General features: G+C 68.6%; 12 protein-coding genes. 6 read left to right on the top strand and 6 right to left on the bottom strand.

Going from position 1 to position 14,225, the window contains the following annotated elements; translation table 11 throughout:
- Positions 1 to 164 precede the first annotated feature (164 nt).
- From FHR37_RS18910 to FHR37_RS18895, 4 genes are read left to right on the top strand one after another with little or no spacing between them, the layout of a single operon-like run.
- Positions 165 to 1,676: an ABC transporter substrate-binding protein gene (locus FHR37_RS18910; protein ID WP_092881008.1), complete on the top strand. Its 1,512-nt coding sequence runs from the start codon at positions 165 to 167 to the stop codon at positions 1,674 to 1,676.
- Positions 1,664 to 2,668: a carbohydrate ABC transporter permease gene (locus FHR37_RS18905; protein ID WP_237768567.1), complete on the top strand. Its 1,005-nt coding sequence runs from the start codon at positions 1,664 to 1,666 to the stop codon at positions 2,666 to 2,668. Before FHR37_RS18910 ends, FHR37_RS18905 begins: the two co-directional genes overlap by 13 nt.
- Complete coding sequence (locus FHR37_RS18900) at positions 2,652 to 3,500, top strand: carbohydrate ABC transporter permease (protein WP_237768568.1); 849 nt, start codon at positions 2,652 to 2,654, stop codon at positions 3,498 to 3,500. The genes FHR37_RS18905 and FHR37_RS18900 overlap by 17 nt, the downstream gene beginning before the upstream one ends.
- Before the next feature lie 59 nt (positions 3,501 to 3,559).
- Entirely contained in the window at positions 3,560 to 6,655 is a 3,096-nt protein-coding gene (locus FHR37_RS18895; RefSeq protein ID WP_092881010.1) for a DUF5722 domain-containing protein, read from the top strand.
- Between the two features lie 30 nt (positions 6,656 to 6,685).
- On the opposite strand, the gene FHR37_RS18890 is transcribed toward FHR37_RS18895, so the two are convergent.
- From FHR37_RS18890 to FHR37_RS18870, 6 genes are all read right to left on the bottom strand, one after another.
- Positions 6,686 to 6,970 carry a hypothetical protein gene (locus FHR37_RS18890; RefSeq protein WP_202817897.1) on the bottom strand — a complete coding sequence of 95 codons (285 nt, stop codon included), beginning with the start codon at positions 6,968 to 6,970 and terminating at the stop codon, positions 6,686 to 6,688.
- 221 nt (positions 6,971 to 7,191) lie between these two features.
- Positions 7,192 to 8,259, bottom strand: a complete 1,068-nt coding sequence (locus tag FHR37_RS18885) for a DUF2891 domain-containing protein (protein ID WP_202817898.1) — start codon at positions 8,257 to 8,259, stop codon at positions 7,192 to 7,194.
- A 46-nt stretch (positions 8,260 to 8,305) separates the two neighbouring features.
- Positions 8,306 to 8,857 (bottom strand): phytanoyl-CoA dioxygenase family protein, encoded by a 552-nt coding sequence (locus FHR37_RS18880; RefSeq protein WP_330831753.1) that lies wholly within the window; start codon positions 8,855 to 8,857, stop codon positions 8,306 to 8,308.
- A 71-nt stretch (positions 8,858 to 8,928) separates the two neighbouring features.
- On the bottom strand, positions 8,929 to 9,057 hold the full coding sequence (locus FHR37_RS32590) for a hypothetical protein (protein WP_269086060.1): 129 nt from the start codon (positions 9,055 to 9,057) through the stop codon (positions 8,929 to 8,931).
- A 25-nt stretch (positions 9,058 to 9,082) separates the two neighbouring features.
- Positions 9,083 to 10,414, bottom strand: coding sequence for a Gfo/Idh/MocA family protein (locus FHR37_RS18875; protein ID WP_175542340.1), 1,332 nt, complete (start codon positions 10,412 to 10,414; stop codon positions 9,083 to 9,085).
- 62 nt (positions 10,415 to 10,476) lie between these two features.
- Positions 10,477 to 11,550, bottom strand: coding sequence for an alpha/beta hydrolase family protein (locus FHR37_RS18870; protein WP_092881016.1), 1,074 nt, complete (start codon positions 11,548 to 11,550; stop codon positions 10,477 to 10,479).
- 379 nt (positions 11,551 to 11,929) lie between these two features.
- On the opposite strand from FHR37_RS18870, the gene FHR37_RS18865 reads away from it, so the two are divergent.
- Both FHR37_RS18865 and FHR37_RS18860 read left to right on the top strand, forming a co-directional pair.
- Positions 11,930 to 13,249, top strand: a complete 1,320-nt coding sequence (locus tag FHR37_RS18865; RefSeq protein ID WP_092881785.1) for an ABC transporter substrate-binding protein — start codon at positions 11,930 to 11,932, stop codon at positions 13,247 to 13,249.
- Positions 13,250 to 13,286: 37 nt separating this feature from the next.
- Complete coding sequence (locus FHR37_RS18860; protein ID WP_092881018.1) at positions 13,287 to 14,225, top strand: carbohydrate ABC transporter permease; 939 nt, start codon at positions 13,287 to 13,289, stop codon at positions 14,223 to 14,225.

Raw genomic sequence — 14,225 nt, 5'->3', positions numbered from 1 at the left:
AACGACGCTGAAAGACTTTGAACGGTGGTGGACAATGCTGGACGTGCCGGACCGGCTGCGGACAGTGATCTGGACACCGTCCGACCGGCAACAGAGGATGCGTGGAACCGCCCGCGTTCCGCTCGCGTGTGTTCCGCCCAACCTCTGTGCCGGAAGGGACCAGGATGGTCGCGCCCCACATTCGCGCGGTCCCGCGCACGGCTCGGCCGCGCCGGCTGCGGTCACCCCTGCTTCTCGCGGTGTCGCTGCTGCTGGCGCTCTCCGGCGCGGCCTGCGCGAGTGGCTCCGATGACTCGACCGGCGGCGACGGCAAGCTCACCATCACCGTCGAAGGACCGAACCAGTGGAACGACAGCGGTTCGTCGTTCGGTAAACCCTGGGAAGATCTGGTCGCGGCCTTCGAGAAGGCCGAGCCCGACATCAAGGTGAAGACCGTCGTCCTTCCCCTGAACAGTTTCAGCCAGACGATCTCGACCCACCTCGCCGCCGGGACCGCGCCCGAACTCGTCTTCAACCAGGCACCGCACCAGCCCTACATGGTGACCTCGCTGGACGACTACCTGAAGAAGCCGAACCCCTACATCAAGAGTGGCCCGGGCAGTCGACGCTGGCTGGACGTCTTCCGGAAGCGGTACTACGGAATCGGCAACCCGGCCAGCCGAAACGCGGACGGACACGTGGAGTTCGTCCCGTTCAACCTGGTCGGCACCGGCATCTTCTACAACCGTGAGGCCTTCGACAAGGCCGGGCTCAAGGCACCCGTACGGACCTTCGAGGACCTGGTCGGCGCGTGTGGACGGCTGAAAGCCGCGGGATACACGCCACTTGCGATGGACCGCTCAGACCTCGGCCCGGGCTGGACCATGGCCACGATCAGCGGGATGCTCCTCGACAGCTGGGTCGACAAGCTGAACGTCTACACCGTGGACGGTAAACCGGGTAAGGCCGCCTCCTCCACCGGTGCGCCGGTCGTGGCCGGGAAGTCGATGGCGAAGGCGGTGCTGACCGGAGAACTCACCACGAAGACGCCGCCGGTGGTGGAGTCCCACAGGCTTATCAAGCGGATGTGGGACGCCTGCGTGGACAAGGACTGGTCCGGCAACACCGAGGGGCTCAACGGAGCGGTCGTCGGCCTGCGCGACTTCGCATCCGGGAAGGCCGGCATGGCATGGGGCGTGAACTTCGGGGTGAGCGCGCTGAAGGACGTGAAGTTTCCCTTCGCCAGCATGCCCTTTCCGCAGGTCACCAGGGAGTCGACCCCGCTGGCGACGGGAGCGCCGGCCCGCTTCGGAGCCGGAGTCGGCGGCACGAGCTACATGATCCCGTCGACCATCAAGGGCGACAAGCTGGCCGCGGCGATCAAGTTCCTGCAGTTCGTCAGTACGCCTGCGAACATCCAGCCCTGGCTGTCGCGGACCGGGGGCATCTCCGCGGTCGAGGGTGCCGGCGGTGCGGCGGCCACGAAGGCTTTCGCCGACGGCACCTGGGGCGACTCGATCCCGTTGGCCGTGCCGGGCGGGCCACCGGGGGTGACCACCCTCAGCCTGTACGAAGGCTGGCTGCTGGGCACGAAATCCCTGTCCCAGCAGGAGTCCTACCTGCAGGACATGTGGACCAAGGGGCAGCGGCAGGCCGTCAAGGACAACAAATGGGACAAGGAGCCGTGGGCGAAATAGCGACCGCGGCGGTCGAGGACCGGCGCGGCGCGCAGGGCCGTGGACGCCGGCTGGGTCCGGACAGCCGGACCGGTCGGCACGGTCAGGACGGTCGCCGGCGACGGCGTACCCGCTTCCCGTGGTACGCCTACCTCGCGCTCACGCCGCTGTTCGCGACTCTCGCCCTCTTCGCGTACTACCCGGCGGCCAGCGGTATCTGGCACTCGTTCTACGAGTGGCGCCCCGGGTTCGACTCACCGTTCGTCGGGCTAGGCAACTACGCCACCATGATGGCCGACGACCTGTGGTGGAAGTCGTTCCGCAATCTCGGCTTCATCTTCGTGTTCGGTGTCACCATCGCCTGGGCGCTTCCACTGCTGGCAGCCGAGCTGATCATCAGTCTGGACAGCAAACGCGCGCAGTTCACCTTCCGCACGTTGCTGATCGCGCCGATGGCGTTCCCGGGTGTGGTCACGGTGTTGTTGTGGGCGGCGATGTACGAGCCGGGTAACGGTGTGATCAACCGCGTGTTGCGCGGCACTGGTCTGGGCTTCCTGGCGCAGAACTGGGTCGGCGACCCGAAGTACGCGCTGTTGTCCCTGCTGTTCATCGGCTTCCCCTTCGTGGCCGGCCTGCCGTTCCTGGTCTTCCTCACGACATTGCAGAACGTCTCCGCGGAGATCTTCGAGGCAGCCGAACTCGACGGCTGTGGCCGGCTGCGCCGACTCGTCGCGATCGACCTGCCGCTGATGACCGGGCAGTTGAAGCTGCTGGTGTTCCTGGCCACGATCGGGGTTCTGCAGTACGGCTTCGCGGCGTACCTGCTCACCGGGGGAGGACCCGACAACGCCACCCAGGTGCCGGTCCTGCGGATGCTGGGCGTGGCGTTCCAGGGCAGCCAGTGGGGCTACGCCGCGGCACTGTCCACCACGCTGTTCGCGATGACCATCGCGCTGAGCGTCGTGATCGTGTTCGTACGCAGGAGGGGCGACGCCGATGTCCGTCCGCTCTAGACGTCACCGCCGGCGCCGGCAGGCCGCGATCAAGGCCGTGCTCAGCCTGATCGTGTTCGTGGGGCTGTTCCCGTTCCTGTTCATGGCGGTCACGTCCTTCAAGACCAACCAGCAGTACTACGAGTCCTGGTGGCTTCCGACCCTCCCGCTGCACCTGGAGAACTACACCCGGGCCTGGACCCAGGTCCGGCCGTACTTCGTGACGTCGGTGGTCGTGGCGGCGGCGGCCATCGTCGGTGCGCTCGTCCTGTGCACGGTCGCGGCGTTCGTCTTCGCGCGGTATCGGTTCTTCGGCCGCAACGTGCTGTTCGGGCTGGTCGCCGCCCTGCTCATGGTGCCGGGCATCGCGAGCCTGATCCCGATGTTCGTGCTGATGCGTGACCTCGGCCTGCTGAACACCCGGGTCGTCCTGGTGATACCCCACCTGGTCGGCGGAGCGGTCCTCGGAACCCTGCTGATGAAGACGTTCGTCGAGCAGTTGCCGCAGGAGTTGTTCGATGCGGCCCGGGTCGACGGTGCCGGAGGGCCACGCCTGTTCGTCTCGATCGCCCTGCCGCTGTCACTTCCGGTGGTCGGAACCATCGCGCTGGTCACGGTGATCGGCGTCTGGAACGACTTCTTCTGGCCACTGCTCACCGTCACCGAGAACGAACTGCGCACCGTGTCCGCCGGGCTGCAGTTCTTCCAGACCCAGAACGCCACGGAGTACGGCCCGTTGTTCGCGGGGTACGCGATCGCGAGCATTCCGTTGCTGGTGCTGTTCGTCTTCTTGTCCAAGTACTTCCTCGCCGGCCTGCAGGGCGGACTGCCCGGAGCGGGCGGCAACAAGTGAGGTCGACCGAAGCGGTGACGCCTGGTGCGCCACCGAGGACAACCCTGTGGAGGTCCGCGATGCCCGGGCGGTTACGCAGCCGGAGCCTGTTCATCCTCGCATCCGCGCTCGCCGGACTCCTGGCGGTCGCCATGGGCGTCCCGGCGGCCGCGGTCGCCTCACCCGGGGCCGGTACGGCCGGGACGGCCGAGATGGCCAAGCAGGTGAACGCCGCGCGGGCGAACGCGACGGACGGCATCACGGCGGTGTCGGCCCACGACACGACTGTCGAGGTCAGTGGGGCGGGGACGGAGGCCGCTGCCCAGGTGGCGATCTACGTGCTCGGCGCCGAGGCGGACGCGGCCGACTACGCCGACGGCGAGGTGGTGGCGCGGACGACCTCCGGCGCCGACGGCAGCTTCACCGCCTCCTTCCCGCGTACCGACTCGGCAGGACACGACCGGCTGTACGACCAGTACGTCGCGGTGGCCGGGTCGGGCGCGGACGCGAAGGCCGTCGGCGGCCCGAGGTATGTCGACCGGCTCGACTTCACTCCCGCACGCGACTTCGACTATCCGAACGCGGCCAGCAAGAAGGGCCTGCAGGTCGAGATGACCGACGACGCGGAGGAGCTCGGCGTCCAGCACGCCGGCATCAACGTGGCGTTCAACGAGCTGATGCGCAACGGGCCGGGCGGTGACCCGTCGAAGGTGGTGGCGTTCGAGTCCGGAGGACGGACGTTCTACTTCGACGCGGACGCGGTCGCCCGGCTCGACGGGCAGATCAAACCCCTGTCGGACAACGGGATCCTTGTCAACCTGATCTTGATTCTCTACCAGAGCGGCGACCCGAACTCCGCCTGGCCGATCCTGCACGACCCGGACGCCGCGGTCGGGTCCGGCACGGTCTACGCGTTCAACACCCGTACGGCAGAGGGTGTGGCGTACTTCACCGCGGCCATGGAGTTCCTCGCCGACCGCTACACCCGCGCGGACCAGGCACACGGTCGGGCCGTCGGGTACATCGTCGGCAACGAGGTGGACGCCCAGTGGGTGTGGGCGAACTCAGGCGACAAGCCGCTGAGCGAGTTCCTCACGACGTACGCCCGGGCGGTGCGGATCGCCTGGCAGGCGACGCGGAAGTACTGGCCCGGCGCCCGTACCTACGTCTCGCTCACGCACTGCTGGATGACCGTGTGCGGCGCCAATCCCGACCCCGCGAACCCGACGAGGTTCTATGCCGGCAAGGACGTCATCGATCAGCTGAACGCGCTCACCAAGCGCACCGGTGACGTGGGCTGGAACGTCGCCTACCACCCGTACCCGCAGGACCTGTTCAACCCCGCGTTCTGGAACGACCAGGCGGCGACCCCGAGCTTCGACACCGAGCAGATCACGTTCAGGAACATCGAGGTACTTCCGGACTACCTCGCCCAGGACGACCTCACCTACGCGGGGACGAAGCGGCGGATCATCCTGTCCGAGCAGGGCTGCAACACCCCGGGCGACACCCCGGACGCCGAACGCCTGCAGGCCGCATGCTACGCGTACGCCTACTACAAGATCCGCTTTCTGGACGGCATCGACGCGTTCATCCTGCACCGGCACGTCGACCACCAGCAGGAGGGCGGGCTCCGGCTCGGCCTGTGGACCTGGGACGTCGACCGGTCCGAGGCGGCGATGCCCGGCCGGCACAAGGTCAGCTACGACGTGTTCGCCGGCATCGACACCGCGCGGTCGCTGGAGGTCACCGACTTCGCGAAGTCCGTGATCGGCATCCAGGACTGGGCCGACGTCATCCCCGGCTTCGATCCGGACAGGCTCACCGAGCGCACGCCGCCCACCCAGGTCGGCACCGGTGTCGGTGCGAGGCCGGTACGGCCGCACGTCCTCGCCGACTTCGAGAACGGTCCCGACGGCTGGCGCGTCTCCGACAACGCTTCCGCCGTGGAGACGGTGGCCGGCGGCTACCACGGACGGCGGGCACTGCGGGTGCGGTTCGACGCGGCCTCGCTGCCCGCCTGGTCCAGGGACGCCAAGACCTGGAAGGGCGCCGACGTCGTTCTCCCCAAGCCGGTGGACGCGAGCGCGACGCCGCACCTGAGTCTCGCCGTACGCGTGCCCAAGCCGGCGGCAGGGGAGTTCAAGGCCGGCAACGTCTTCTACGCCAAGGTGCGCGCGTACGCGGCCGACGGGCAGGTGGCGTACGGTCTGGCCCGGCTCGACCCGCAGCTCGGCTGGAACGTGCTGTCCCTGAACCTGTCCGGTTGGAAGGAGCGATCCCAGCTCGCCCGGCTGAAGGTGTGGGTACGCGGCTCCACCGACGACGACTGGCGGGGCAGCTTCGACCTGGACGACGTGGCGTTGTCGGGCGAGGTGGCTGCGGGCGCGGCGATCCCGAACGTCGACGTCTCGGCGACGCTCGCCGAACACCATCCGGTCGGTTCGAAGCTGTCGGTCTCGGTGACCAACAACGACGTACGCCCGCTGGCAGGCAAGCTCACCTTGCGCCCCTGTGACGGCGTGGCCGCCACACCGGACACGCTGGACGTCGACGGCATCGGGACCGGCGATGAGAGGACGTACGACACCACCGTGACGGCCTTCGACCCGGCCGACGCCGACCACCCGGTGATCTGCGCGGCGTACGACGGACTGGTGCTGCCGGTGGAGTTCACGGTGCCGCCCGCCACGCCCACGTCGCTGTTCACCTTCGACGACGGGGTTCAGGGTTGGCAGGCAGGAGGGAACGTGACGTCGGTGGCGAGCGTGGGCGGCTTCGCCAACGGGCCCGGCTCTCCCCACGGCGGGGCCGGCGCGCTGGAGGCCACCGGAGCCGCGGCGCCTGCCTCGGCGACGAGGACCGTCGCCGTCGATCCGGCGAACCCGCTCGACCTGTCCGCCGCGAGGACCGTCGTCGCCTGGGTGGACTCCTACGGCGGCGCACCCGGAGCAACCGGCTACGAGGCCACGCTGACCCTCGTCGGCGGGACCGAGCGCCGGTCGGCGACGCTCACCACCTTCACCCCGGACAGGTGGAACGAGCTACGGGTGGACGTCGGCGACTGGTCGCCGCGCAACAAGGTGACCCGGATCGAGGTGAGCTTCCGGGCGATCGGGTCGGACACCCCGTGGAGTGCGAGGTTCCAGGTCGACGACGTGGCCTACCTCGACTGACGGTGACGCGGCACTCGGGCGAGAGTTCGCCTACACGCCGGTTCTCTCGTAATGGCCTTCGTAGCCCGCCTGCTGGGGAATCCGGGCCTGCTCGTGTTCTTCGCCAAGCTCGTAGCTGCGCAGGCCGTTTCCCAGCGCGAAGAAGGTGGGGGCCCACTCACCGACGAAGATCCCCCACCGGTCGGCCCGGTCGACGCCGGCGTGTTCCTTCCGGTTCGAGACCAGCCAGGATGCGACCGAAAGCCCGATACTGGCGAAGCCGGCGATGTATGCGTGCTCCGACCTGATTCCGACCTCGTGCAGCTTTCGTAGCATGGGACCTCCTCTGTACGCAGCATCGGCAGGGCCAACCGGACGGTCGGCGTTCACCCGAGACCGGCGAAACCCGCCGACGGGCGCGCCGCCGGACACGTCGACGTTCGCAGCGTAGGCACGGTAGGTCGGTGCGGGCAGGAGACCGGTGGCCCATGCGGGCTAGGACCCATGCGGTCCCCCGACCGACGGAGAACCGCAGCCCTGATCCGCGGGACGGACCCCTACGTGAGCAGGAGGACGGCGTACGCCGCGAGCCAGTGCTCGACCATGTAGTCGCTCCCGGCGACGTGCGGCAGCGCGGCGTCGGCGTGGCGCCGCATCGCCGTGAGCGCGACGCCCACCCGCGGGTCGTTCTCCGGAAGGGACTCCGCGATCCGGCGCCAGCACCACGCGCGGCTCGCGTTCAGGCCGTGCAGGTGCGCGATCTGGCCGTCACTGGCGTCGGACACGATCGCCGGGGTGAACAGGGCCGACGGACGTCCGTCGGCGAGCCCGGGCAGGAACCGCTCCAGCCAGGCAGGGAACTCCTCCGCCGGCACCAGCTGAGCCATGAGTTCGGCCTCGGTCAGCGCGGGGGAGAGGAAGTCGGTGCCGGACGGCTCCCACGCGCCCGGGTAGTCGCGGTCGTCACCGAACCACCGGTGCGTGGCCGCGACGAGTGCGTCCAGCAGGTCGGAGTCGCCGTCGGCCGCGCGGGCTCGGGCGTACGGCAGGGTCAGGGACACCGCGAACGCGCTGTTGGTGTGCATGCCGTACCGCACCGGATACGTCGCATTGGGCAGCCAGCGAAGGAAGTTCCCGGTCAGCGTCTCGGCGAGCGGGGTGAAGCGTTCCGCCCACCGCCTGGCGTCCGGGTCGTCCCAGCCGGCCAGCTCGTGCGCGAGCCGCAGCGCCCATCCCCACCCGTAGGGGCGCTCCCGGCGGCCGCCCACCCGGTCGACCATGAACGCGGCCTCGGCGGCCAGGCCGTCGGCGCTGAGGTGACTGTCGAGGGCGGACCGGATCTCCGCCTCCGGCAGCGGGCCGACCGGTGCGCCCTGGTTGGCCGTCGTGAGCAGTCGTACGAGCAGCCAGTACATCTCCACGCACGAGTGCCAGTCGAAGCTGCCGTAGAACACCGGATGCTGTGCGCGCGGCCGGTGCGGGAAGTCGCCCGGCTCCCGCATCGTGTGCGGGACGGCGTACGGGAACTCCCGGTCGATGTTGTCCAGCGCCACCCGCGCGTAGCCGGCGGCGTTCGCCTCCAGCAACGCCCGCTGGTCCAGCCGTTCGCGCCACTCCTCGCCCACCGGGCATCGCTCCTCTGCGCTCGACGTCGACCGGGACGTCCCGACCCTACTCAGTGACCGGGGGGTACTCCGGTGCCGGCGGCGTGCCGGTGTAGCGGTGGCCGGGGCCCAGGTAGCTCATGGTCACCGCGCGGCGCGGGTCGCCGGAGGTGTTCGCCGCGCTGCCGTGCAGCAGCAGGCTGTGGAAGAACAACGCGGAGCCGCGCCGCATCGGCACCGGCACCAGCGCCGCCTCGTCGTAGTGCTCGGCCGGCACCACGAAGTCGTCCTGGGTCTGCACGTGCGGCAGCGCCCCGCGCCGGTGACTGCCGGGCACGACGGTCAGGCAGCCGTTGTCCAGGGTGGCGTCGTCGAACGGGATCCAGCACGACCACAGGGACATCGGCGCGATCGGCCAGTACGGCGAGTCCTGGTGCTGCCCCTTCTCCGAGCCGACCGCCGCGGGTTTCATCAGTGCGGTGGCGCGGAACAGCCGCGGCGGCTCACCGACCAGCGCCCGGACGAACCGCAGCACCCTCTCGCTGGTGATCAGCCCGTGCAGCAGGTCGTCGTGGAACAGCCCGTCCACCTTGCGGATGTCGCCGCCGTCCGCGCGCACCTCACCGGACCGGTCCAGCGCGGGCTCCCGCTGCAGTCTGATGCCGTCCGGAGCCGCCAGCCGGCCACTGGCTACTCGTTGAGGCGGGCGCCGAAGCGCGCGCAGTCGTCCTCGCCGACCAGGTCCTCGACCAGGAAGAACCCGTCGCGCCCGGCGTGCTCGCCCACTCCGCGCCGCTCGGCGTCCAGGTCGCTCACCATCGCCGTACCTCCCCGTCGTCGCAGGCTACGTTCGTGCGGTCTCGTCGAGCAGTTCGTCGATGAGGTACGGACGGTTGTCGGCCACCGAACGCCAGACCGCCTCGCCCATCGCCACCGCCAGCGCACCCTCGCGGCTGCCGGCCGGGATGCGCAGGTCCAGCGACTCCTTCGACGGGCCGAGCAGCAGGTCCCGCCGGATCAGCGGGTCCGCACCGCCGTGCCCGCCCTCGCCGCCGGCGATGTCGTACCGCCGTGCCGATTCGAACATCGGGTAGTGCACGATCTGCCCGGACTCGGGCGTCTCGCCCTTCCCGTCCCGGAAGTCGACGCTGCACGCCTCCAGCCGCCCGTGGGTGCCGTTGATCGCCAGCCGGTAGCCCTCCCAGGCGCCGGAGAACAGCACCGAGTAGCTCAGGCTCGCGCCGGAGCGGTAGCGGACGACCGCGGAGTAGGTGTCCTCGATGTCGATGGCCTCGTCGTAGATCCAGTTCTGCCGGCCGGGTGGGTACTGCACGGTGTACGGAAGGCCGCCGAGGCCGGTGCGCGGCTTGAGGTGGTCGTCCTCGGGGACGTCGCCGTCGCCCTGCCAGCGTTGGTGGTACGGGCATCCGCGGCGCGGGTCGTCGGTTTCGTCTCCGTCCACGCTGCCGGTCTCCGGACGGTGCGGGCTGTTCGGCCCGTAGTAGTTGAGCGCACCGTAGGCGAACACCTGCTGGGGCACGTCGCCGACCAGCCAGTTGACCATGTCGAAGTGGTGGCAGGCCTTGTGGATCGACAGCCCGCCGGAGATCCGGCGCTCGCGGTTCCACCGGTGGAAGTAGCTCGAACCGTGGTAGGTGTCCACGCTCCACGTCAGCTCGACACTGGTCACCCGGCCCACGGCACCGTCAAGCAGCAGTTGCTTCAGCTGCCGGTTGCGTTCGGTGTAACGGAGGTTGTGCGCCACCCGGATCGACCCGCGGCTTGCGCGTTCGGCGGCGAGCATCTCCCGCACCTGCGCGCAGCTTGCCGCCATCGGCTTCTCGGTGATGACGTCGCGGTCGCGGCGCAGCGCGGCGATCGCGTAGATGGCGTGGGTGGCGTCGGGGGAGGTGACGAGCACGACGTCCGGGTCGGCCTCGTCCACCATCCGGTCGAAGTCGGCCGGGGCGTAGTACGGGACGTTCGTGGCGGTCAGCTCGCCGAACGCGCGGACCCGCTCGGCGTCCACGTCGAGGATCGCCACCAGCTCGCCGTGCTCGGACAGGTCGGACAGGTCGGAAAGATCGGAAAGCTCCGACGGCTCGGCCGGCCGGGTGCCGCCGGCGTCCAGGCCGAGCAGGGGCAGCGCGAAGAGCGACAGTCCGCGGTTGGACAAGCCGCAGAGGGCATATCTCGTACGGCCGGAACGCCGGCCCGCTCGGTCCGCCGGGGTGCCGCTCATCGGACGGCCCCGAGGTGCCGGGAGAAGAACGCCACGGACCGGTTGCCGCCCCAGCCGTGCCCGCCGGGGAACAGGTCGAGCTCGAGCAGGTCCACCGCACCCGCCGCGCGGTAGGTCTCGCGTACCCGCTCGTGGCAGGCCATCGCCGACTCCAGCCGGAAACACTCGTCGTAGGCACCGATGTCAACCAGCAGTGGACGCGGTGCAAGCAGTCCTTGCAGGTCCGGCAGGTCGACGAGAGTGAAGAGGCCGGGGGTGATCTGGGAGCCGCAGTAGTTCAGGTCGCGGAACGCGAAGACGGAGAACAGGTCGCTGTAGCAGATGATCTCCGCCGCGCGCAGGCGTTCGTCGGTGAGCGCGCTCCACAACGTCATCGTGCCGCCGCCGGACAGTCCCATCACGCCCAGCCGGTCCGGGTCCACGAACGGCAGCGTGGCCACGTGGTCGACCAGGCTCCGCCCGTGGGCGAGGTTGATGCCGAGCGGGGTCATACCGAGCATCGTCGCCTGCAGGTAGTAGAGGTTGCACCAGTCCCGGTCGCCGGCCACGTCGTGGTGGTGCGGCTTGCGCCGATCGTCCTGGTCGCCGTACCCCATCCAGTCGATCCCGAAGGTGACGAACCCGTCCTCGGCCATCCGGCGGCCGTAGGAGGTGTGCGTGTCCAGGTCTGCGTCGCGGTACTCCGGGGAGGAGGCGTTGCCCATGATGACCTCCTTGCCGCCGGCGGAGTGGCCGTGCCAGCACAGCAGCGCCGGACGTTGTTCGTCCGGCGCGAGGTCGGCGGGGCGGTTGACGTAGGCGTAGGCCTCCAGGTGTTCGCTCACCGACAACAGCCAGCGCTGGGTGACCACCGGGCCGTCCTGCCACTCGGCCACCAGGTCGGCCCGCGGCTGGGAGGGCGCCGCCGGTGGGCGGCCGAGAGTGGCCAGCACCTCCGGCAGAGCCCGCGCCCGCCAGGCGGCGACGTCCTCGCCGGGCCGGTAGGCGTGCTTGGGGTGGTTGTGGTCGGCGAGGGTCCGGAACATCTCGTACGGGCTGGTGTTGCCAGGCTTGCCTGGTCCGTGCTGCATGTCCTGGGACGCTAGTGCAGGCGCCGGTGGCCCGTCCACGCTCACCGGGCGGGGTGCCCGGGGTCGGCCGTACCCGCGAATGCGGCCAACGCCCGGCCTCTACGCCATTCCGGCACGCCGCGGGGTAAAAAGGGCGGCCCAGTTTGTTGAGCTCTCAGCACTTGAAAGTTCAGTTCATAAAGCCAGGTCATCACTTGAATTCAATGCTGTCCGAAGCTGGCCACCGAGCTAGCCGTGCAATGCATCACGTCGTACGCTCAACGCCTCCGACGGCGGATTCGTGTGTGTCGCGTCAACCGTATTTCCATCAGTAGAAAAACGAACTGCCCGATTAAGTGGTTGGTCGGTACGGTTCGGCGCTTTCGAAAGGCTGGTGAAGATGGCGTCCTTGACCAGAAGGGCACTGCTCAAAGGTGCTGTAGGGGCTGGAGCCGCCGTTGCCGGCGGCTCCGTTCTGGGTGGTTGCGGGCAGGCGCCGAACCAGAATCGGGGGGCGAAGAAGGTCCTCAATTTCTGGGCATTCACCGACACGCGCATCGCGTGGCAGAAGAAAGCGTTCGAGCGGTACAAGAAAGAGAAGAATCCGGACTTCGAGATCAACTGGCTCATCCTGCCGTTCACGCAGATGCACGACCAGTTGCTCATCACCGCCCAGGCCGGATCCGGCGGTCCTGACATGGCCGACGTCGAAATCAGTCAGTTCCCCCGTTTCATCAAAGGGAGCGTGCTGTTCGTCGATCTGGGCGCAAAGCTGCGGCAGATGGGTGAATGGGACAACCTCTACCATCCGTCCGCGACCGACCCGTGGACCTGGCGGGGCCGCACCTACGGCATCGGCAACGAGCTCAACGCCTGCCTGCTCAGCTATCGCCACGACGTGTGGAAGAAGGCGAAGGTCGACACCAACGTCACCACCTGGGAGCACTTCGTCGAGGAGGCGAAGCGTTTCCACCGCGACACCGGCAGCTACCTGATCGACCAGGCCTACCTCGACTGGAGCCAGTGGTGGATGCAGACGCTGCAGCAACGCGGCGGCTTCTTCCGCCCGAACGGCGCACCCGCACTGGACACCCCCGAGGGCATCCGCACGCTGGCGTGGATGCAGAACGCGATGAAGGACGGCTGGTCGACCCTGCGCCCGGCCGGCCAGTCGTACAACGTCGCGCTCGAGCAGGGCAAGATCGCCTCCCTGCTCGGCCCCTCCTGGCAGTTCAGCGGGTTCGTCCAGCAGAACATCCCGCAGACCAAGGGCAAGTGGCACCTGATGCCGTTCCCGCGATGGGAGGCCGGCGGCGCGCGCACCGCGACCTGGGGCGGCACCGGAGTGACGGTGCTGAAGACCGGGAAGTACCCCGAGGAGGCCCGCGACTTCGTGCTGTGGGAGCACACCAACTCCCAGGCGCTGCTCACCGACTTCGGCATCCGCCAGGTGTGGCCGACCTACAAGCCCGCGTTCAAGGACAAGCGGCTGTCCGAGCCACTGCCGTTCTTCGACAACCAGCGGGTGGGCGCCATGATCCAGGCGGTGTCGCCGGAGATCCCCACCGCCTACATGTCGCCGTACTGGCCGGAGACGACCAGCACCTTCGTACGGGTGGGCCTCACCCCGCCGATGCAGAACCTGCGGATGGCTCCGCGGTCGGCGCTGACCAAGGCGCAGCGCGAGTCGATCGACACCATCAACTTCGTGACCGCGTGAGGGTCGTGGATGCCGTGAGAGAAGGAGAGGTTGCCTGATGGCGACGTCGACGTTGGGCGCGCGCCTGTCCGCGCCGCTGGAACCGGCGCGAACCTGGTGGTGGCAACGGCAGCGGAAGGTGTCGCCCTACCTGTTCATCGCACCGTTCTTCCTGCTGTTCCTGGTGTTCGGCCTGTATCCGATCATCTACTCGTTCATCCTGAGCTTCACCAAGGGCTTCGGGTTCGAGAACCGCACGTTCGTGGGCCTGGGCAACTACATCCACCTGATGTCGGACCCGCGGTTCCTGATGGCGCTGCGCAACACCACGATCTACGCACTCGGCAGCGTCGTGCTGATCGGCGGCCTGTCGCTGCTGATCGCGCTCGCCATCAACTCCAAGTCGGTGAAGTGGAAGACCTTCTACCGAACGGCGTTCTTCTTCCCGGTGCTGACGTCGGAAGTGGTCATCACCGTCATCGCCGCGCGCATCCTGGACGAGCAGTTCGGCCTGCTCAACGCCGCACTCGGCTGGTTCGGGGTCGGCCCGTTCGCCTGGCTGACCGATCCGAAGCTGGTGATGTTCGCGATCGTGCTGATCGGCGTGTGGACGTGGACCGGCATCAACGCGCTGTACTGGATGGCCGGCCTGAACGGCATCGACGAGGACTTCTACGAGGCGGCCGCGATCGACGGGGCCAGCAGCTGGCAGGCGTTCCGCCACATCACCATGCCGCTGCTGCGGCCGATCGCGTTGTTCGTCGTCCTGCAGGCGATCATCGGTTCGTACAACCTGTTCGCGCTGCCGTTCCTGCTCACCAACGGCGGGCCCTCCGACGCCTCGCTCACGGTGACGCTCTACATCTACAACCAGGGCTTCCAGTTCTTCAACGTCGGCTACGCGAGCGCGATCGCCTACGTGATGACGTTCTTCCTGCTGATCGTGTCGTTGGTCAACATCAAGGTCTTCCGCGGTAGGTCCGCGCCCGGCGAGTGA

Origin of the sequence: Actinopolymorpha cephalotaxi (genome assembly GCF_013408535.1) — a bacterium.
In the GTDB taxonomy this organism is placed as follows: Bacteria; Actinomycetota; Actinomycetes; order Propionibacteriales; family Actinopolymorphaceae; genus Actinopolymorpha; species Actinopolymorpha cephalotaxi.
The sequence above is the reverse complement of the archived record's forward strand: the minus strand, read 5'-3'. Positions and strand labels throughout refer to the sequence as shown.

Bases quoted from the DNA above. Each gene is read 5' to 3' on its own strand.
- FHR37_RS18900 (WP_237768568.1), top strand. From the start codon at position 2,652: ATGTCCGTCCGCTCTAGACGTCACCGCCGGCGCCGGCAGGCCGCGATC.
- FHR37_RS18890 (WP_202817897.1), bottom strand. From the start codon at position 6,970: ATGCTACGAAAGCTGCACGAGGTCGGAATCAGGTCGGAGCACGCATAC.
- FHR37_RS18860 (WP_092881018.1), top strand. From the start codon at position 13,287: ATGGCGACGTCGACGTTGGGCGCGCGCCTGTCCGCGCCGCTGGAACCG.
- FHR37_RS18870 (WP_092881016.1), bottom strand. From the start codon at position 11,550: ATGCAGCACGGACCAGGCAAGCCTGGCAACACCAGCCCGTACGAGATG.
- FHR37_RS32590 (WP_269086060.1), bottom strand. From the start codon at position 9,057: ATGGTGAGCGACCTGGACGCCGAGCGGCGCGGAGTGGGCGAGCACGCC.
- FHR37_RS18865 (WP_092881785.1), top strand. From the start codon at position 11,930: ATGGCGTCCTTGACCAGAAGGGCACTGCTCAAAGGTGCTGTAGGGGCT.
- FHR37_RS18895 (WP_092881010.1), top strand. From the start codon at position 3,560: ATGCCCGGGCGGTTACGCAGCCGGAGCCTGTTCATCCTCGCATCCGCG.
- FHR37_RS18910 (WP_092881008.1), top strand. From the start codon at position 165: ATGGTCGCGCCCCACATTCGCGCGGTCCCGCGCACGGCTCGGCCGCGC.